The organism is Riemerella anatipestifer (genome assembly GCF_035666175.1).
Classification (GTDB): Bacteria; Bacteroidota; Bacteroidia; order Flavobacteriales; family Weeksellaceae; genus Riemerella; species Riemerella anatipestifer_D.
Map to the genome: position 1 here is coordinate 601549 of NZ_CP142016.1, position 15603 is coordinate 617151.

General features: G+C 34.2%; 31 protein-coding genes and 1 pseudogene. 30 read left to right on the forward strand and 2 right to left on the reverse strand.

Going from position 1 to position 15603, the window contains the following annotated elements:
* Nucleotides 1–56 precede the first annotated feature (56 nt).
* Entirely contained in the window at nucleotides 57–305 is a 249-nt protein-coding gene (locus tag VIX88_RS02965; protein WP_214194012.1) for a hypothetical protein, read from the reverse strand.
* A 138-nt stretch (nucleotides 306–443) separates the two neighbouring features.
* On the opposite strand from VIX88_RS02965, the gene VIX88_RS02970 reads away from it, so the two are divergent.
* From VIX88_RS02970 to VIX88_RS02990, 5 genes are all read left to right on the forward strand, one after another.
* On the forward strand, nucleotides 444–677 hold the full coding sequence (locus VIX88_RS02970; RefSeq protein ID WP_214194013.1) for a hypothetical protein: 234 nt from the start codon (nucleotides 444–446) through the stop codon (nucleotides 675–677).
* The gene (locus VIX88_RS02975; protein ID WP_214194014.1) at nucleotides 674–892 is read left to right on the forward strand and encodes a hypothetical protein; all 219 of its coding nucleotides are present in this window, start codon (nucleotides 674–676) and stop codon (nucleotides 890–892) included. Before VIX88_RS02970 ends, VIX88_RS02975 begins: the two co-directional genes overlap by 4 nt.
* A 56-nt stretch (nucleotides 893–948) precedes the next feature.
* A complete protein-coding gene (locus VIX88_RS02980; protein WP_214194015.1) occupies nucleotides 949–1317 on the forward strand; it encodes a hypothetical protein in 369 nt (122 codons plus the stop codon).
* A 2-nt stretch (nucleotides 1318–1319) separates the two neighbouring features.
* Nucleotides 1320–1505, forward strand: a complete 186-nt coding sequence (locus VIX88_RS02985; RefSeq protein WP_214194016.1) for a hypothetical protein — start codon at nucleotides 1320–1322, stop codon at nucleotides 1503–1505.
* A gap of 97 nt (nucleotides 1506–1602) precedes the next feature.
* Nucleotides 1603–1815, forward strand: coding sequence for a hypothetical protein (locus VIX88_RS02990; protein ID WP_214193833.1), 213 nt, complete (start codon nucleotides 1603–1605; stop codon nucleotides 1813–1815).
* Here the strand turns inward: VIX88_RS02990 and VIX88_RS12825 are convergent.
* The gene (locus tag VIX88_RS12825) at nucleotides 1784–1975 is read right to left on the reverse strand and encodes a KTSC domain-containing protein (RefSeq protein WP_214193832.1); all 192 of its coding nucleotides are present in this window, start codon (nucleotides 1973–1975) and stop codon (nucleotides 1784–1786) included. The genes VIX88_RS02990 and VIX88_RS12825 overlap by 32 nt on opposite strands.
* A 258-nt stretch (nucleotides 1976–2233) precedes the next feature.
* Here VIX88_RS12825 and VIX88_RS02995 point away from each other — a divergent pair, with 258 nt between their 5' ends.
* The 25 genes and pseudogenes from VIX88_RS02995 (at nucleotide 2234) to VIX88_RS03115 (ending at nucleotide 15566) form a co-directional block, all read left to right on the forward strand.
* Nucleotides 2234–2425 carry a hypothetical protein gene (locus VIX88_RS02995; protein ID WP_214193831.1) on the forward strand — a complete coding sequence of 64 codons (192 nt, stop codon included), beginning with the start codon at nucleotides 2234–2236 and terminating at the stop codon, nucleotides 2423–2425.
* A 13-nt stretch (nucleotides 2426–2438) separates the two neighbouring features.
* Nucleotides 2439–3326 carry a recombinase RecT gene (locus tag VIX88_RS03000; protein ID WP_214193830.1) on the forward strand — a complete coding sequence of 296 codons (888 nt, stop codon included), beginning with the start codon at nucleotides 2439–2441 and terminating at the stop codon, nucleotides 3324–3326.
* Nucleotides 3326–4249 (forward strand): hypothetical protein, encoded by a 924-nt coding sequence (locus VIX88_RS03005; RefSeq protein WP_214193829.1) that lies wholly within the window; start codon nucleotides 3326–3328, stop codon nucleotides 4247–4249. The genes VIX88_RS03000 and VIX88_RS03005 overlap by 1 nt, the downstream gene beginning before the upstream one ends.
* A gap of 19 nt (nucleotides 4250–4268) precedes the next feature.
* A complete protein-coding gene (locus tag VIX88_RS03010) occupies nucleotides 4269–4625 on the forward strand; it encodes a DUF3127 domain-containing protein (RefSeq protein WP_214193828.1) in 357 nt (118 codons plus the stop codon).
* 21 nt (nucleotides 4626–4646) lie between these two features.
* Nucleotides 4647–4949, forward strand: coding sequence for a hypothetical protein (locus VIX88_RS03015; RefSeq protein ID WP_214193827.1), 303 nt, complete (start codon nucleotides 4647–4649; stop codon nucleotides 4947–4949).
* A gap of 2 nt (nucleotides 4950–4951) precedes the next feature.
* The gene (locus tag VIX88_RS03020; RefSeq protein WP_214193826.1) at nucleotides 4952–5101 is read left to right on the forward strand and encodes a hypothetical protein; all 150 of its coding nucleotides are present in this window, start codon (nucleotides 4952–4954) and stop codon (nucleotides 5099–5101) included.
* Complete coding sequence (locus VIX88_RS03025; RefSeq protein ID WP_214193825.1) at nucleotides 5086–5760, forward strand: hypothetical protein; 675 nt, start codon at nucleotides 5086–5088, stop codon at nucleotides 5758–5760. The genes VIX88_RS03020 and VIX88_RS03025 overlap by 16 nt, the downstream gene beginning before the upstream one ends.
* The gene (gene dnaB, locus VIX88_RS03030) at nucleotides 5750–7135 is read left to right on the forward strand and encodes a replicative DNA helicase (RefSeq protein WP_214193824.1); all 1386 of its coding nucleotides are present in this window, start codon (nucleotides 5750–5752) and stop codon (nucleotides 7133–7135) included. The genes VIX88_RS03025 and dnaB overlap by 11 nt, the downstream gene beginning before the upstream one ends.
* Complete coding sequence (locus VIX88_RS03035) at nucleotides 7135–7347, forward strand: hypothetical protein (RefSeq protein ID WP_214194219.1); 213 nt, start codon at nucleotides 7135–7137, stop codon at nucleotides 7345–7347. Before dnaB ends, VIX88_RS03035 begins: the two co-directional genes overlap by 1 nt.
* A gap of 109 nt (nucleotides 7348–7456) precedes the next feature.
* Nucleotides 7457–7738 (forward strand): annotated as a pseudogene (locus VIX88_RS03040) (class I SAM-dependent methyltransferase); the annotation flags it as partial.
* 420 nt (nucleotides 7739–8158) lie between these two features.
* Entirely contained in the window at nucleotides 8159–8851 is a 693-nt protein-coding gene (locus VIX88_RS03045) for a DUF4942 domain-containing protein (RefSeq protein WP_237190454.1), read from the forward strand.
* Nucleotides 8848–9660, forward strand: a complete 813-nt coding sequence (locus VIX88_RS03050; protein WP_214193822.1) for a phosphoadenosine phosphosulfate reductase family protein — start codon at nucleotides 8848–8850, stop codon at nucleotides 9658–9660. The genes VIX88_RS03045 and VIX88_RS03050 overlap by 4 nt, the downstream gene beginning before the upstream one ends.
* A 12-nt stretch (nucleotides 9661–9672) precedes the next feature.
* Nucleotides 9673–10119: a hypothetical protein gene (locus VIX88_RS03055; protein WP_214193821.1), complete on the forward strand. Its 447-nt coding sequence runs from the start codon at nucleotides 9673–9675 to the stop codon at nucleotides 10117–10119.
* A gap of 4 nt (nucleotides 10120–10123) precedes the next feature.
* Nucleotides 10124–10393 (forward strand): hypothetical protein, encoded by a 270-nt coding sequence (locus VIX88_RS03060; RefSeq protein ID WP_214193820.1) that lies wholly within the window; start codon nucleotides 10124–10126, stop codon nucleotides 10391–10393.
* Nucleotides 10394–10397: 4 nt separating this feature from the next.
* Nucleotides 10398–10712 carry a hypothetical protein gene (locus VIX88_RS03065; RefSeq protein WP_214193819.1) on the forward strand — a complete coding sequence of 105 codons (315 nt, stop codon included), beginning with the start codon at nucleotides 10398–10400 and terminating at the stop codon, nucleotides 10710–10712.
* Between the two features lie 106 nt (nucleotides 10713–10818).
* Nucleotides 10819–11115, forward strand: coding sequence for a MazG-like family protein (locus VIX88_RS03070; RefSeq protein ID WP_214193818.1), 297 nt, complete (start codon nucleotides 10819–10821; stop codon nucleotides 11113–11115).
* The gene (locus VIX88_RS03075) at nucleotides 11112–11357 is read left to right on the forward strand and encodes a hypothetical protein (protein ID WP_214193817.1); all 246 of its coding nucleotides are present in this window, start codon (nucleotides 11112–11114) and stop codon (nucleotides 11355–11357) included. The genes VIX88_RS03070 and VIX88_RS03075 overlap by 4 nt, the downstream gene beginning before the upstream one ends.
* 19 nt (nucleotides 11358–11376) lie before the next feature.
* Nucleotides 11377–12306 (forward strand): radical SAM protein, encoded by a 930-nt coding sequence (locus VIX88_RS03080; RefSeq protein WP_214194017.1) that lies wholly within the window; start codon nucleotides 11377–11379, stop codon nucleotides 12304–12306.
* Nucleotides 12307–12324: 18 nt separating this feature from the next.
* The gene (locus VIX88_RS03085) at nucleotides 12325–12771 is read left to right on the forward strand and encodes a hypothetical protein (protein ID WP_214194018.1); all 447 of its coding nucleotides are present in this window, start codon (nucleotides 12325–12327) and stop codon (nucleotides 12769–12771) included.
* On the forward strand, nucleotides 12755–12910 hold the full coding sequence (locus VIX88_RS03090) for a hypothetical protein (protein WP_214194019.1): 156 nt from the start codon (nucleotides 12755–12757) through the stop codon (nucleotides 12908–12910). Before VIX88_RS03085 ends, VIX88_RS03090 begins: the two co-directional genes overlap by 17 nt.
* Nucleotides 12911–13208: 298 nt before the next feature.
* Nucleotides 13209–13487 carry a hypothetical protein gene (locus tag VIX88_RS03095; protein ID WP_214194020.1) on the forward strand — a complete coding sequence of 93 codons (279 nt, stop codon included), beginning with the start codon at nucleotides 13209–13211 and terminating at the stop codon, nucleotides 13485–13487.
* A gap of 53 nt (nucleotides 13488–13540) precedes the next feature.
* Nucleotides 13541–14332: a phage antirepressor KilAC domain-containing protein gene (locus tag VIX88_RS03100; protein WP_214194021.1), complete on the forward strand. Its 792-nt coding sequence runs from the start codon at nucleotides 13541–13543 to the stop codon at nucleotides 14330–14332.
* A gap of 62 nt (nucleotides 14333–14394) precedes the next feature.
* The gene (locus VIX88_RS03105; protein ID WP_064969657.1) at nucleotides 14395–14709 is read left to right on the forward strand and encodes an SH3 beta-barrel fold-containing protein; all 315 of its coding nucleotides are present in this window, start codon (nucleotides 14395–14397) and stop codon (nucleotides 14707–14709) included.
* Between the two features lie 102 nt (nucleotides 14710–14811).
* Nucleotides 14812–15231, forward strand: a complete 420-nt coding sequence (locus VIX88_RS03110) for a recombination protein NinG (protein WP_214194022.1) — start codon at nucleotides 14812–14814, stop codon at nucleotides 15229–15231.
* Nucleotides 15232–15236: 5 nt separating this feature from the next.
* Nucleotides 15237–15566 carry a hypothetical protein gene (locus VIX88_RS03115; RefSeq protein ID WP_153938386.1) on the forward strand — a complete coding sequence of 110 codons (330 nt, stop codon included), beginning with the start codon at nucleotides 15237–15239 and terminating at the stop codon, nucleotides 15564–15566.
* The last annotated feature ends 37 nt before the right edge of the window (nucleotides 15567–15603 follow it).

The following is a 15603-nucleotide window of genomic DNA, read 5'->3' on the forward strand; positions in this document are numbered from 1 at the left end:
ATGCCATTTTATACAATGGAGACCACTCTTGCACACTTCATAAAGTCCATTTTATATTAAAGAGCTAGTTCTATCATTTTCAATACTTCATCGTAAGGTTTGTTCACTTGAACAGGCGTATTCTTACTATCAATAACCTGCGTTATTGGCTCCACTCCTTTATTTACATAAAACACTCCTGCTAGTGTATTAACTACAATTTCAGTAACATCTGGAAAATGCTTAGTTGCTGATACACACACGATATGACTAATGTTAATTAACATCTTCTTATCTTTTGTTTCTACTTCTATAAACCCTTTCATAATCACTATTTTTTTACACTGATTTTCAGGTAATTAACAACAAAAATACACTTTTATGTGAATTTATTTTGTAAATATTCACATCATTGTGTATATTTGCATTATCAAATTATCAAAAACAAAAATAATAAAAAATAAATGGTTTCGAGTAAGAAAATAACAGAAATGTTCAAGGCACTTTCTCCAAAAAGAAAAGAAAAGGTAACTCACGCTATATATGAAAAATTTGGCGTTGGCACTCAAAGCTCAAGAAATGCTTGGTTTTATTCTGGCAAGATACCTGACGACAAAATAGAAGGTTGCCACAAAATAGTGAGCGAAGAACTTAAAGAACAATTAAAAGAAATACAAAGTCTTATAGATGTAATATGACAACTCAAGACAAACTAAAATTAGCAAAAAGTCTGCTGGATTCTATACCCTCTCAAGAGAGATTAGAATTTTTAAAACAAGAGATACCGGGGGCGGTAGAAACAAAAATGCAAATGCTAGAGAGGTTGGCAGAGATGAAGGCAGACACTAAGCTAATGAAGAAGTTTCAAATAGTACAAAAACCAAAGAGAAAAAGAACAAAAAAAGCCCTCTAACGGCAATTAGAGAGCAAGTTTAAAATCACGCATTAAAAAATAATACGCAAAACACTATGGCAAAGATAGAAAAAACAATCCAAACAGTAAAATCGCTTAACATTTTAGAAGCGTTAATATCTACCAAAGGCGACTGGTATATTATAGAAACCAACGAGCAAAACGGCGTACATATTAAAGACAGAGAAATAACCCTAAAAAATGGCTTCTCCTTATTTTTTGATGCTATGTTATTCTACGGCACAACTCTAAACTACGACTACACAAAAGAGCAAGTTTTCAATGAAGTAAAGAACTACGAAAATGTAGCGGTAAACCTAACTTATGTAGAAGACAACGACTTTAATTCTGTTGAAATAGACCCAATAGAAAAAAAAGCGATAGAGAACTACATAGAAAAACACCTAGAAATAAATCTAATATAGCGATGAAAACCCTATCAAAAATAACAACAATAACAGCAATTATATACGCCTTTCTAGTTTCAGAAAGCCACGATATAGGGGCTTTAACAACTGCAACAGGGCTTTTGTTGATGAGTCTTTTTATGAATATCAAAGAGCAAGAAATCACAAACTTTTTCAGAGATGAAAGCGAAGATAAAGCAATATAAAACACAAAAGGCAAAGCGAATAGGTTACTACCTATGGTTGTTGCCAGTTAAGAAAGGTTACGGGTTGTTTTCAAACTAATATACAAAAGGTATAACTATGAAAAAAATAGTTCAAAAACTTATAACACCAATGGTGCAAAAAATATTAAAAGAAGAAATCAAAGAGATAGAAAGATTAAAGTATCACGAGTCTATAACCATAGGGCTTTGGGCAATAGACAGAAACCCGCAAGAGGTATCTTACGAATGGATAAAAGAAAACGCCTATCAAATAAAGCCTACGAGTAACTGTCCCGAATGTAGGCATTAAAATAGCGACCCTTGGACGAGGCTCTTAATAATCCTGTAAAAATTCGTTCAGGCACTCGATGATAAACATAAGTAGAACCCGAGTGAAACAATATAAAAAGTCTCATAGAGCGTGCATCATAATCCACTGCTCTTATTACAGAAGACCTAACAGGTATCATATCACAAAAATTTGAAATCTAACAAAACAAATTTAGTGATTTTTCCCGAAAAGCATACTCCGTGAGGCAGGTACACGGCGGGAGCAAATAAGACAACTAAGAAAATAAAACATTATGAAAACAAAGCTGAAAAACAGAAGAAAGTTATTAAAACAAAAGTTCTTCAAAAAGTGTCCAAATGGTGGTTATTGTATCAATCCTATTTGTGCATTTGGATGTGTAGATTAATAAAATTTCAAATAAAAAAACAATTAGAAAATGGAAACAGCAACAAACAAAAGCGTAGGATTTATAAGCCTACTAACCTTATTGTTCATCACATTAAAATTAACGAAACATATAGACTGGTCTTGGTGGTTGGTTCTGTCGCCAATGTTAATACTATTCGGATTAGGGATAATTATAGTATTGGCGGTAATATTCATAAGCAAATCTAAAAACAGAAGATAAAAAATACAGAGAAATGGAAAATCAAGCATTACAAAAAAAAGAAGAAGAGGCGTTAAGCACAAAGTCTTTATTTCAAAAAGCCCATATACAAAAAAGATTTAATCAACTATTAGGCAAAAAATCACAGGGGTTTATTTCCTCTGTATTACAAATAGTAAACAATAGCGAACAATTAGCTAATGCAGATCCAAACACAGTACTTACCGCAGCAGTTACAGCAGCAATATTGGACCTTCCTATAAACCCCAATTTAGGCTTTTCTTGGATAGTACCATATAAAGGGGAGGCACAATTTCAAATGGGTTGGAAAGGCTATGTGCAACTGGCTTTAAGAACAGGGCAATACTCTCGAATAAATGTAACAGAAGTTTATGAGAATCAATTTAAGTCTTTTAACAGGCTTACAGAAGAGTTGGTCGCTGATTTTAACATAGAAGGCAAAGGCGATATAGTTGGTTATGCTGCTTATTTCAAATTGATAAACGGACTAGAAAAATTATCCTACTGGAGCAAAGAAGAGGTTATAAATCACGCTAAAAAATATTCTCAAGCCTACGGTAAAGGGTCTTTTTCTCCTTGGAATGAGAAAGATAAATTCCACGCTATGGCTAAAAAAACGGTACTCAAAAACACCATCAGCAAATGGGGCATTATGAGTATTGAATTGCAGACGGCACAATTAGCCGACCAAGCCGTTCAGCCTAAAGAAGGAGAGTATAACTATGTAGATAATATCATTGATATTGAAGCAGAAAATATACAAGAGGAACAACAACGAATTGTTGAGTTTATAAATAACGCTCAAAATATAGAGCAACTGCAAGAAGCAGAGCCTTTCATAGAAGAAAACAGCGAAGTGAAAGAGCTTTATGATAAAAAATTAAAAGACTTAACCAAATAATGAACGCACTGTCTTTAAGCTTCAACAATCATCTTTTTAGATGTTCTCAATTAGGAAAGTTAATGGTTGGGGTAAATCCTGCCTTAACGCCTAATCAGGAAAGAACCCTAATTGCTTTGCGAGAAAAAATGAAGGCGGGTAAAATTACCGATAAGCAAATCCAAACCTGCGGAGATTTATTGGCTAAAAAGAACCAAAAACCCGAATTATCAGCGAGTGTAAAAACACACTTGTCAGATATTCATAAAGGGGTCGCTTTTGGAAGAGATAACCATATCACGAACAAATACCTTGACAAGGGTATTCAAGTTGAAGAAAAGTCTATAAGTCTTTATACAAGGGTTACTGGCAAATTGTTTATGAAGAATGAAAAACATTTTTCTAACGATTTTATCAAAGGGACACCTGACAATATACAAGGTAAAGTTAGAGATATTAAAAGTAGCTGGAGCTTTAAAACTTTCCCTCTATATGCAGAAGAAACTCCAACTAAAGACTATGAGTGGCAGGTTCAAGGCTATATGGAACTCACGGGGCTAAAAGAAGCAGAATTAGTGTATTGCTTAATAGACACTCCATTTAAGATAGTAGAAGACGAATTAAGAAGATTAGACTGGAAAGAAAACATATTTAATCATCTTGGGGAAGTTAGGGAGGAATGTATAGACCTAGTAACCGAAACAGTATCAAATCTAATTTATACAGAAGAAGGTCTTGAGGATTTTTGCAGCCAATCCACAAGTGTTCATAAAGAGTGGTTTTCAAATTTTCACGAAGTCCCAGAACTATTAAGAGTTAAAGTCTTTCATTTTCAATATGACAAAACGATGATTGAATCTCTCTATGAACAAATAAAAAAGTGCAGAGAACACTTAAATAAACTAACCCTATCAATGGCTGACAGACTTGAGTTGATGGCTTAAAATAAAAACAATTAGAAAAATGGAAATCACAGGAAAACTACTAAAGAAATCAGACATCAGACAGCCGTCTGAAACATTCACAATTCAAGAGTTTTATTTGGATTGTTCCAGATACAACCAAATAACAGGACAAAAGAGAGAGAATATTCTAAAATTCCAAGTAACAGGAAGCAAAATAGACACCGTCCTTTCAAAGGTAAATAACGGCGATTTGGTGAATGTATTTTTCAATGTAAAAGGAAGGTTTTGGGAGAAAGAAACAGAAGGCGAAACTAAAAAAGGACACTCGCAATCATTAGATGTATGGAGAATAGACATCAAACAGCCAAGTAACGGCGAAACTACAGAATACGAGGACGACGATTTGCCTTTTTAAAAATTTTAAAAAATAGACAAAATGGAAAACTTAACTATAAACGAAAATCTTAAGAGATTTTTAAACAACAAACACGAAGCAGGCTACAATCTAAACAAGTACAAATCAAGCAAAGTAGAGAGTTTCAAATACAAAGACGGAACACAACTTATATGTATTCCTCCAAATTCAACTTTAGAAGTTGGGGACGATTTCAGAGATACCAAAGGTTTTTTATATGTGGTAACAGATGTTATTTCTAGCAGACCTCATAGAGGTGTTTTTGACGAAGAGAGTAAGAGGTGGACTTGCTACATAGTTAAATCAGAAAAAATAACAATTTAGATATGGTACTCATTTCAAAAAAGAAAAAGAAAAACACCCTCACCGCTAAGATAAGAGCGGTAAATAGACTGCCTAGCGGTAAGTATGAGGTAATAGATACAGAAGTTAAGTATAAAGAAAAAAATGGTAATGTAAAATGCCTAACAGGATAATAAGAGATTGGACAGACAGCGAACGAATAAATGAATTATCATTTCAAGCAGAGGTTCTTTTTACTCGCCTTTTAATGAAAGCCGATGACTTAGGTGGTTACCACGCAAACCCAAGACTAATAAAAGCGTTTTGTTTTCCGCTAAAAAACATTAGAGAGTCCGATATTACCCGTTGGCTAGATGAGTTAGTTTCAGCCGGAATAATCGCACTTTACAACGCCGATAACAACCCTTACTTACATATTATAAACTTTGGGCAAAGGTTGCGTCAAGTAAAACCTAAGTTCCCGAAAATACCTGAAAAAGAGCTAAATGAGTTTATGTCAGCAACCTGTCAGCAACCTGTCAGCGGTTCGCCGCCTGAAACAGAAACAGAAACAGAAGAGAGTGGGAATAATACCACACCCCAAAAATCTTTTAAAAATTTAACTGAAAAAGAGTTTCGTGATTCACTTATGCCCTTTTTGGTAGAGTATAGTAAAGATTTAGTTAGGGACTTCTATGAGTATTGGACGGAACCAAGTGCCAACGGAACACCGAGATTTAAGTTAGAAAAAACTTGGAATACTGAACGGAGATTGAAAACTTGGGCAAGAAATGAGTCTAAGTTTGGAAAAACCCAAACAACACCAGTAAAACGAAAACGAAATGAGTTATAAAAATGGAGTAACACCACCAAATTCCGTAGATGTTGAAAAATTGATACTAGGAGCTTGTCTAATAAGTGAAACAGGGAAAGAGAGGGTATTAAGCATTTTTAAAGACAAATGGGAAATGTTTTATGACCCTAGACACACGGAGATTTACAAGTCTATGTGCGAACTTAACTCCAATAACGAGCCAATAGACTTAGCGACAGTAATAGAAAACTTAAAAAAACGAGGTAAATTAAACAATGCGGGAGGAGATGGGTACATCATAGATTTGACAATAGGTATAAGTTCTGCTGCACATATAGAGCATTATTGCTTGTTGGTTTCTGAAAAATTTTTCCTTAGAAAAATGATTGAGGTTTCAACCAAAATAACAGAGAAAGCCTACAAAGACGACGGAAGTACATTTGATTTGTTAAATGATTTCTCTTTTGAAATAGGAAAAATATACGATTATATTGCTGGGCAAAAAGCGATTAAGTCGTCAAAAGACTTGCATTTAGAACTTATAGAAAATCAAAAAAAGGGAATGGCGAGAGGGGTTCCTATTCCTTTCCGAAAAATGGATAATCATTTTTACGGTTGGCAACCTACCGATTTAATAATCATAGGAGCAAGACCTGGAATGGGAAAGTCCGCTTACGCTATGGAGTTAGCAAGATGTGCATCTAAAAATAAGGTGCCTACGCTGATATTTTCGCTAGAAATGGCTAACATACAGCTACATACAAGACTAGTAGCTAATGAGCTAGAAATAGATTCAAATAGTCTAAGAAAACACAATTTAAGTGATAGTGAATGGAGTAAAATTTACGACAGTAGCGAAATTGAACAGATGCCTCTCTACTATGAAGATAGTGTTTTTGACTTAAACGGAATTATAAGCAAAGCTAGGGTGGCTAAAAAGGAGCTTGGTGTAAAGTTTATAATCATTGACTATTTGCAACTCATAGAAGCTAAAGGAAAATCCGAAGGTAACGAGAAAGTTAGCTTTATATCAAGAAAGTTGAAAATGTTAGCAAAGGAATTAAATGTCCCAGTAGTTGTTTTATCACAACTCTCTAGGTCAGTAGAAACTCGCCCGAACAAACGCCCTCAACTTTCTGACTTGAGAGATTCAGGAGCAATAGAGCAAGATGCTGATGTTATTCAGTTTATTTATCGTCCTGAATATTACGGAATAGAAATTTGGGATGTAGAATGGAGTGGAATAAGTGATTTACCAACCGAAGGCGAAGCTGAAATAATAACAGCAAAACACAGACATGTAGGAACTAGCGAAACTAGACTCAAATGGATACCTAAATATCAAAAATTCAAAGATATTGACGATAACACATTTGAACCATTACCAACCATAGATTTAAAAGATGCTTTTTAATGAGAAAAATAGAAAATACACCCACCTCCCTCCCACTCAAAATGATTGCCGAGTTAGCTAAAAAGAAAACAGTTTTTAGCGAAGGGCTTAAAAATTTTATAGAGCTTGAAAAACAAAAGAAATTCCCAAAACACACCCCAACATTAAAAGACACCGAAGAATGGAAGATATTAAATGGCAACGAAGCAAGGAGCAACACAGAAAAGCCTTAGAGGTATTAGAAGAAGCCAAGAAACTCAATAGACCTGTGGTCTTTCTGAAAAGAGGGCAAAGCCTAGAGCAAAAGCCCAAGAGAAGAAATAAACCTAAGAAAAAATTAAAATGAAATACCAAAACCTATTCAACCAAGACTTTTACCCTACTCCTAGAGAGGTTTTAGACCTTATGGAGTTAGATGTAAACAACAAAATTATTTTAGAGCCAAGTGCAGGGAAAGGTAATATTATAGATTATCTGAAAGAGTACGGAGCTAAGGAGGTTCTTTTCTGCGAAATCAACAAGGATTTAGCAGAAATATGTAAAAACAAAGCCAACCAAATAGGCACAGACTTTTTGGAACTAAAACCAGAAGCTGTTGCAGGAGTAGAAGCTATCATAATGAATCCGCCGTTTAGCGAGTTCAGAAAGCATTTTTTACACGCCTGGAATATTGCTCCTGACGGTTGTGAAATAGTCAGCCTTTGCAATTACGACAGCGTAAGTGATAGAGGGAGTTTCCTAAGAGAAAAAGAAGAAATCCTAAACATCATTGAGGCTTACGGTTATAAGTCTGATTTAGGCAATGTGTTCAGCAATGCTGAGAGGCAAACCGATGTAAGTATCGGCTTAATCAAAGTCTATAAGCCCATTACAAGCGAGAGCCTAAATTTTGACGATTATTTCGACAATACAGGAGGCTTTGATATTGATAGTTCAGAGGAGGGTATTATAAGGTACAGCGAGATTGACAGCCTTGTAAACTCGTACAAAGGAATAGCTAAGTATTCTGAAAAGCTATTTGAAGATGCCGAACTATTTATGCAAATGGCTAAATCTTGTGGAGTTGGCGTTTCAATAAAGATAGGCGTTGAACTAAAGGAAAATAAGATAAACAGACAACTGTTTTTAAGGGAGGTTCAAGTGCAACTTTGGCATAAAGTATTTAAGCTGTTTAATATTGAAAAATATGTTACTAGTTCTGTTGCGAAAGATTTGGAAGCGTGGGTAAGATACAAGAGCCAAACTCCTTTTACCAAAAGAAACATCTTTAAAATGATAGAAATTATTTATGGAACGAAAGACCATAATTTCAAACGCTCGTTAGTTGAAGCTATTGACAACTACACACGCCACACGAAAGAGAATAGGTATTCGGTGGAGGGTTGGGCTACTAACTCAGGACACCTACTAAATAGAAAATTCATTGTGCCTAATATGTGTAAGGTACGATGGTGTAAAAACAACCATTTAAGGGTTGATAGCTCAGGATATATGGAAAATTTCAATGACTTATTGAAAGTGTTATGTTCGTTAGAGGGGAAAAACTATGATAAGATAGAACGACTAAATGCTTGGGAAGAATTTGAAAGGGGTATTTGGCACGATATGGAGTTTTTCCGATACAAAGGGTTTAAAAAAGGAACGATGCACTTTGAGTTCAAAGATAAAAATGTTTGGGAGAGGCTCAATAGAGCCTATGCTCAAGCTAAAGGAAATGTGTTACCAGAAAAACTATGAAAAATTTAATAATAACAGTGTCTGGAGGGAGAAGTTCCGCTATGATGGCACGACACATACAAACTTCTGAAAAATATAAAAATTACGAGAAATTATTTTTGTTCTGCAATACAGGAATGGAGCGACCAGAGACGATATATTTTCTCAAAAATATAGAGAAGTATTGGAATATTCCTTTAGTTAAAATAGAGGGTGTTTACTCAAATGAAATGGGCGTTGGGGTTGGCTACAAGGCGGTAGATTGGGAAGAGTTGAATATGATGGCTAAACCCTTTGCTGAAGCAATAGCACACAAAAATAAAGGGATTTTTAATGGTATGCCAAGCAAAGACGCTCCTTTCTGCTCGGAAATGCTTAAAACATTACCTGCCAAAAAATTTGCAGACGATGTTTTCGGTATGAACAACTATATAAAAGCTATAGGTTTTAGAAAAGAAGATATGCCTAAGCGTATATCTTGGGCTGAAATCAAGGAAGACAAGAAGAGAATATTTCCGCTTTTGACCGATTTCAAGTTTCCTATTGGGCAAATGGAATTAAATAAATTTTGGGATAGTCAGCCATTCAAGTTGGAAATACACAACAAATTTGGAAACTGCGAACTATGTTGGAAAAAATCTGACACCAATCTAATAGATGTTATCCGAAATGGAACTCGTTTTATAGATTGGTATAGAAAAATGGAGGAGAAATATGGCAATACCTCTTTTAGAGGTCATAAAAGCATTGACGATTTAGTAGAGCTTTCTAAGCTCCCTTTTACAGGAGAGCTAAACTTTGAAGAAAACAAATGTGTTTGCAACTTTTAAAACTATAATTAAATGATACAGAACTATCTAAACATAAAAACTCCCACCCTAAGAGAATTGAAAGCTAGGGAAAAAGAGGAGAAAAGAAAGCGAAAAGAACTAGAAAACAAGAGAGGTTTCTGCATATCCAAAATGGACGATGAAACCTTTAAAAAAGTAGCCCATAGGCTTACGATGATAGCCTACTCTACCGAGTTTCTATCCGAGCAAATAGATGAACTTCTTGATATGGGAGTTATTCACTCTAAAAGCCTCGTGGTAGATTTCCAAAACGAGTTATTGAAACTTATAGAGGTATTTATCGGTATGGCTATGGAGAAAGGCGAAGCGGCAGAACTGCAAAGAATAGCCCAACAAAAGGGATATGATGAACTAATAAGAACGATAGGAAGCCTGAACGCTAAACAGTACGAGGCTTTACTAAACTTCGCAAAAACAATCAAAAATATTAAAAAGTAAAGTTATGTCAACAATAACAGTAGAAATAAGCATAGATGAGTTTAGTACAGATGTTTTATTAAATGAGATAGAATCTAGACTAAAAATTCAATTTTATAAAGATGAAATAACAAAACGATTAAGAGAGATGCTAAAAAGCAAATACATATTAGATAATCAACTATTAAAACCTAAAAACATAATAGAAGAAAGCAAAATAAAATTTTTCATTGAAAATTTTGACCATATTTCAGAAGAAGATTTAGAAACTATTGTAAGAAGCAAAAATAAATAAACAAATGACAAAACAAACATTTATAAAAGCCATTGAGGCTATAAAGAAACAATACGAATACGATAAGGAAGTAGCTAAAAATTTAAGCAAGGTTTTTCCTAATGCTTTTGAAGCTAATTTATTACCACAAAAACACTTTTTATCCAACATATTGATGAAAATACTACAAGAAGAAATGAACGATATAAGTTTAATAGAGTTGTTCTGTTGGAACGCAGACTTTGGTAATAAACGACTGCGTATTTTTTGCGAAGACAAAGATGTATATATAAAAACGCCCGAAGAACTTTACGATTTTTTAAAAAACAATAAACAATGATAGAAATAGGAAAAAATTTACAAGAAGTAATAATGACTATAATTGGATGTGTAGCTATTGTTACAATACTTTATTTAACAATTAGAGATAACAAAAATTAAAAATTATGGAAAAACTAATCAAACAAATCAAACAATGGGCTGAAGACAAAGGAATACTAGCTAAAGCAACACCAACGAAACAAGCCCTAAAAACATTAGAAGAATGTACAGAACTACTCACTGCTATTGCAGATGATGATGGAACGGAAATAAAAGATGCAATAGGAGATATAGTAGTTACGCTAATTATTCAGTGCGAAATGCAGAATTTAAATTTTATAGACTGCGTACAAAGTGCTTACGATGTAATAAGCAAAAGAACAGGAAAAATGATTAACGGGCAATTTGTAAAAGATATATGACAACGAATAATTGGAAAAAAACAGAAGAAGAATTACCAAATGAAAACGAAACTGTTTGGATAACGAACGGAAAAGATTGGGTAGCATTGGGTTGTTTAGCGTATGTTGAAGACGGCTATCTATGGGGAATTTCCAATAATGAAATATACTCAAAAGACAACAAGATAATGACAGAGGTAGATTTAGAAGAGGGTTTAGATGTTAAGTTTTGGCATTCGGTGCCAGATATACCTAAAATTTAAAATATTAAAAAACAATATTATGGAAGTAAAAATAATTAAAAGTTCAGACGAAAATGTAATGAAATTTGTCTTTGAAAAAGAAAATGCGGTTGCGGAAGCGGTATTATATAAGTATCCAACATACGAGGATAGAACAGTTATTTGCTGCTCCACACAAAGTGGCTGTCCCGTAGGGTGTAGATTCTGTGGTGCGGGTGATTATTTTGTTAGGAGTTTAAAATCCGAAGAAATAGTTTATCAAGTAGATTACTGTTTAAATAGTCAAAGTATAGATGCAAGTAAAATAAAGAATTTTCAAATAATGGTTATGTCAATGGGGGAACCATTATTAAACTTCAAAGAACTTGAAAAAGCATTTGAAATATTACATTCAAAATATCCTAATGCTAAACTTTTGATTAGCACAATAGCACCTCAAATAAACTATAATAGTGTTATGGATATGGCTGAAAGGATACCTACAGTTGGGTTACAGTTTTCAATTCACGAAAGTACAGATGAGAAAAGAAATAAACTGATACCGTTTAAAAAGAAATTGACACTTTCTGAAATAGCAGAAGTTGGCGAAGTATTTTTAGCCAGAACAGGAAGAAAGCCTTTTTTCAACTACTGTGCAAAAGAAGATAACTCAAGTCAGGAAGATGCGGATAGACTTGCTGAATTATTAAACCCAGATGTTTTTGAAGCAACTATTTCAGTTGTTTGTGAAAGAGATGAGAGTATTGCAGCAGCTAATGAAAGACAAAGAGAATTGGCTAATTCGTTTATGTGCAAATTAAATGAAAAAGGATTTTCTACACGAATGTTTGACCCAGCAGGGCAAGATGATATAGGTGGTGGTTGCGGTCAATTATGGTTTGTCCAAGAATGGATGAGAAATAATCCTGAATTAGCAAAAAAATCGGTTGGTTTTGGAATGGATATTATTCACGCACCATCATCAAATTAAGAACAAGTAGAAAAACATATGACAACGAAGGATAAACTAAAAATAATAACAGACAACATAAGACAAAAACTTCCACGACTAATGGAGTTGGAGGAGGGGTGTCTGATTAAAGATAAAGGCACAGATATTATAGGTAAAATTGTCCATAAAGACGATGATGAATTTATATTTATTCAATGGATGGATGATATGTATGTTAAACACTCAAAATGCTCACTTGAATACCTTAAAAACAGATTTAAAAGTCTAGGCAAAGAACCAATGCTGACTGATATGTTAGAATGGTTAAGTCTTCTTAAAGAAGTAAGTTTATGTTATTTAGACAACAACAGTCTTTTAGTTATAGAAAAATCAGGCAAATTTTATTACCAAGTAATAGACATCACGAAACCTTACCTAAAAGACCAATCAAAAGAAGTAATTGACTTTTTATATAATTTTATAGAAAATGAGAAAACTCCCTAACGATATTAGCCGATGTGCTAACAAAGAGTGTCCATTAAAAGAACAATGCCTAAGATGGCTAGACAATGGGAACGGAATGGTCCCACTATCGTTATTTAAGCCTAAAGACGGAAAATGTAAACATTTAATTGGAAAATAACAAAACACAATGACTAAAGTAATTTACAAATACCCTCTCCAAGTAGAGGACTAAGCATTACAGAGGGGCTACCGCCTCTCTTTTTCTTGCAAAGCTAAAATTTTTTAGCAAAAAATTTGCACAGTAAAAAAATAGTCGTATATTTGCAGTGTTAAACCATCGTGAGTAGTTGTATAATCAATAAAAATAAAATATAAACTTACAGGCGTAAGGGTGTCGTATAATAGTAATATTATACACTTTCGTGAACACGATGGTTTAACAGCACCTACTTACGCCTATTTTATTTTTAATTATTATGTTAAACCATCAAACAACCGCACCAACCGCAAACAATAGTAGCGAGGTGCAAAGAAGCTTAAAAGAAGTATTAACAGTAGCAGACTTAACAGACTACAAACTTCGCTACCTGAAAGAAGTGCTAACCGACGAGTTAGACAATTTTCACGACACTATTAACGAAGAAATCAAAGACGAGCGAAAAAGAGCTATTTTATTTGATAAAAGCAACCGAGTAATTGCCCTTTTTGCAATGTTAAAAGATTTATTACCACAAGTGCCTGACTACTTTGAGTAGGTAAATATGCTTTTGATTTATGATGATTTACGAACTTCTAAATCTGCCCAGCTATGAAAGCGTTAATCAAAATCACAGAACAGAACGGCAAACAAGCCGTGTCAGCTAGAGAGTTACACTCTTTTTTAGAAAGTAAACAAGACTTTTCTAATTGGATAAAAAACAGGATTGAAAAATATGGACTTATTGAGGGGCAGGATTATCAAAAATTATATTTTGATTATAATGGTAACTTATTGAATATCAATCTCAATAAAAATATTGACATTGACAATCAAAGAGTTATGAAAATAGAGTATATTTTAAGTATTGATACAGCGAAAGAGTTGGCAATGGTGGAGGGTAACGACAAAGGCAAACAAGCGAGGCGTTACTTCATAGAGTGCGAGAAGAAACTTAAAACCACCCTACCCACCACCTACAAAGAAGCCTTACTTGAACTCATCAAGAAAGAAGAAGAAAAAGAGGTATTACTCTTGCAAAATCAAGAGCAACAAGCCCAACTTGAAGCACAAGCCCCAAAGGTATTATTTACAGAGGCGGTAATGGGTAGTAAGACCTCGTGCCTTATTGGCGAGTTAGCCAAAGTAATTACTCAAAACGGTTACGAGATAGGCGAACGGCGATTGTTCAAATACCTAAGAGAAAACGGCTATTTGGGGCGTAAAGGCGAACGCTACAATATACCTAATCAAAAATATGTAGAACAGGGTATTTTTGAACTCAAAAAAGGCACTCGTTCAGGTAGCGGTGGCGTTATGCATACCACCATAACCACAAAGGTAACAGGCAAAGGGCAGGTTTATTTTGTAAACAAGTTTCTCAAACACCTACAGAGTGCCTAACAACAAATGGGGCTGAAATATGCCCCTATTTACACAATTCTAACCCATAAAATTATAAACTTATGAACCCAACATATTTAAAACAAATAATGCAATTAGCGTGGCAGTTTTTCAAACAAACAGGTTTAAACTTTAGTGAGTGCCTAAAAAAGGCGTGGGCAAATTACAAACTAAAAAAGAGAATGCAACAGGGTATTGTTCGTTTCTACTTTCAAAAGGTAGACGGTACTATTAGAGAGGCGTGGGGTACCTTGAAAGCCGATTTACTGCCTGAAACCAAAGGTTCAGAACGAAAAGAAAACCCAACCACACAAGTCTACTTTGATACAGAGGTCAATGAGTTTAGGTGTTTTAAAAAGTTTAATTTAATGTATTGATAATTTAAAAGCGTGTTTTAAAATCAAAAACTTAATTTTTTTCGAGTTTATACACGCTTTACTGTTTGAAATATAATAGATTAAGGTTACTTTTGTAAAGTAATGATTGAGGCAAAAACCATACAGAAGTACAAATCAAAGACAAGGGGTAAGTTAGTAGAACAAGCCCAAAAGTTAGTAAACTCTTATGTGCGTCAAAGAGACGCAATAAACGAAAGAGGCGACTTTATTTGTATTTCGTGTGGTAAGTATAAACCAAAGCATCAATGCAATGCGGGGCATTATTTCAGTAGGGGCGGTTATCCGAGTGTGAGGTTTGATTTGGATAATATTCATGGTCAATGCGTGCAATGCAATCTGCATCAACACGGCAACCTCATACCCTACCGTGAAAATCTTATCAAAAAGATAGGCGAAAAGAGGTTTGAACAATTAGAACAATTAGCAAAGATGAGTATTAAGCACGATAAAATTATGCTCATTGAGTTAATAGAAAGAATGAAACAACAATTAAAAAAATAAAAACAATGAACGAAGAAAAACAGCTTTATCTAGTATTAACACGAGAGTGGTTTAACGAAATACTTTCTGGTAGAAAAAAAGAAGAGTACAGAGCCTTTACTGACTTTTACATAAGACGATTGGCGGTCATTGACAAAGATGGCGATTTAATAGACACAAAGAAGTATGAAACTGTTAAATTTCAAATGGGGTATTCAAAGACAGCACCTCAAATGATTGTAGAGGTTAAAGAGATATTGATAGAACACGACGAAGACGCTGGCGATGAGCTAACTACTGATAATTGCAACTTTGTAATTGTTTTAGGTGATATTTTAAGTAAGACAAACTGTTAAATTAAATATAAACTAATTATTAACCATTAAAACCAAA

What these genes read in the sequence shown, in the direction of transcription:
- VIX88_RS02965 (WP_214194012.1), bottom strand. Translation starts at nt 305, where the DNA reads ATGAAAGGGTTTATAGAAGTAGAAACAAAAGATAAGAAGATGTTAATT.
- VIX88_RS02970 (WP_214194013.1), top strand. Translation starts at nt 444, where the DNA reads ATGGTTTCGAGTAAGAAAATAACAGAAATGTTCAAGGCACTTTCTCCA.
- VIX88_RS02975 (WP_214194014.1), top strand. Translation starts at nt 674, where the DNA reads ATGACAACTCAAGACAAACTAAAATTAGCAAAAAGTCTGCTGGATTCT.
- VIX88_RS02980 (WP_214194015.1), top strand. Translation starts at nt 949, where the DNA reads ATGGCAAAGATAGAAAAAACAATCCAAACAGTAAAATCGCTTAACATT.
- VIX88_RS02985 (WP_214194016.1), top strand. Translation starts at nt 1,320, where the DNA reads ATGAAAACCCTATCAAAAATAACAACAATAACAGCAATTATATACGCC.
- VIX88_RS02990 (WP_214193833.1), top strand. Translation starts at nt 1,603, where the DNA reads ATGAAAAAAATAGTTCAAAAACTTATAACACCAATGGTGCAAAAAATA.
- VIX88_RS12825 (WP_214193832.1), bottom strand. Translation starts at nt 1,975, where the DNA reads ATGATACCTGTTAGGTCTTCTGTAATAAGAGCAGTGGATTATGATGCA.
- VIX88_RS02995 (WP_214193831.1), top strand. Translation starts at nt 2,234, where the DNA reads ATGGAAACAGCAACAAACAAAAGCGTAGGATTTATAAGCCTACTAACC.
- VIX88_RS03000 (WP_214193830.1), top strand. Translation starts at nt 2,439, where the DNA reads ATGGAAAATCAAGCATTACAAAAAAAAGAAGAAGAGGCGTTAAGCACA.
- VIX88_RS03005 (WP_214193829.1), top strand. Translation starts at nt 3,326, where the DNA reads ATGAACGCACTGTCTTTAAGCTTCAACAATCATCTTTTTAGATGTTCT.
- VIX88_RS03010 (WP_214193828.1), top strand. Translation starts at nt 4,269, where the DNA reads ATGGAAATCACAGGAAAACTACTAAAGAAATCAGACATCAGACAGCCG.
- VIX88_RS03015 (WP_214193827.1), top strand. Translation starts at nt 4,647, where the DNA reads ATGGAAAACTTAACTATAAACGAAAATCTTAAGAGATTTTTAAACAAC.
- VIX88_RS03020 (WP_214193826.1), top strand. Translation starts at nt 4,952, where the DNA reads ATGGTACTCATTTCAAAAAAGAAAAAGAAAAACACCCTCACCGCTAAG.
- VIX88_RS03025 (WP_214193825.1), top strand. Translation starts at nt 5,086, where the DNA reads ATGCCTAACAGGATAATAAGAGATTGGACAGACAGCGAACGAATAAAT.
- dnaB (WP_214193824.1), top strand. Translation starts at nt 5,750, where the DNA reads ATGAGTTATAAAAATGGAGTAACACCACCAAATTCCGTAGATGTTGAA.
- VIX88_RS03035 (WP_214194219.1), top strand. Translation starts at nt 7,135, where the DNA reads ATGAGAAAAATAGAAAATACACCCACCTCCCTCCCACTCAAAATGATT.
- VIX88_RS03045 (WP_237190454.1), top strand. Translation starts at nt 8,159, where the DNA reads ATGGCTAAATCTTGTGGAGTTGGCGTTTCAATAAAGATAGGCGTTGAA.
- VIX88_RS03050 (WP_214193822.1), top strand. Translation starts at nt 8,848, where the DNA reads ATGAAAAATTTAATAATAACAGTGTCTGGAGGGAGAAGTTCCGCTATG.
- VIX88_RS03055 (WP_214193821.1), top strand. Translation starts at nt 9,673, where the DNA reads ATGATACAGAACTATCTAAACATAAAAACTCCCACCCTAAGAGAATTG.
- VIX88_RS03060 (WP_214193820.1), top strand. Translation starts at nt 10,124, where the DNA reads ATGTCAACAATAACAGTAGAAATAAGCATAGATGAGTTTAGTACAGAT.
- VIX88_RS03065 (WP_214193819.1), top strand. Translation starts at nt 10,398, where the DNA reads ATGACAAAACAAACATTTATAAAAGCCATTGAGGCTATAAAGAAACAA.
- VIX88_RS03070 (WP_214193818.1), top strand. Translation starts at nt 10,819, where the DNA reads ATGGAAAAACTAATCAAACAAATCAAACAATGGGCTGAAGACAAAGGA.
- VIX88_RS03075 (WP_214193817.1), top strand. Translation starts at nt 11,112, where the DNA reads ATGACAACGAATAATTGGAAAAAAACAGAAGAAGAATTACCAAATGAA.
- VIX88_RS03080 (WP_214194017.1), top strand. Translation starts at nt 11,377, where the DNA reads ATGGAAGTAAAAATAATTAAAAGTTCAGACGAAAATGTAATGAAATTT.
- VIX88_RS03085 (WP_214194018.1), top strand. Translation starts at nt 12,325, where the DNA reads ATGACAACGAAGGATAAACTAAAAATAATAACAGACAACATAAGACAA.
- VIX88_RS03090 (WP_214194019.1), top strand. Translation starts at nt 12,755, where the DNA reads ATGAGAAAACTCCCTAACGATATTAGCCGATGTGCTAACAAAGAGTGT.
- VIX88_RS03095 (WP_214194020.1), top strand. Translation starts at nt 13,209, where the DNA reads ATGTTAAACCATCAAACAACCGCACCAACCGCAAACAATAGTAGCGAG.
- VIX88_RS03100 (WP_214194021.1), top strand. Translation starts at nt 13,541, where the DNA reads ATGAAAGCGTTAATCAAAATCACAGAACAGAACGGCAAACAAGCCGTG.
- VIX88_RS03105 (WP_064969657.1), top strand. Translation starts at nt 14,395, where the DNA reads ATGAACCCAACATATTTAAAACAAATAATGCAATTAGCGTGGCAGTTT.
- VIX88_RS03110 (WP_214194022.1), top strand. Translation starts at nt 14,812, where the DNA reads ATGATTGAGGCAAAAACCATACAGAAGTACAAATCAAAGACAAGGGGT.
- VIX88_RS03115 (WP_153938386.1), top strand. Translation starts at nt 15,237, where the DNA reads ATGAACGAAGAAAAACAGCTTTATCTAGTATTAACACGAGAGTGGTTT.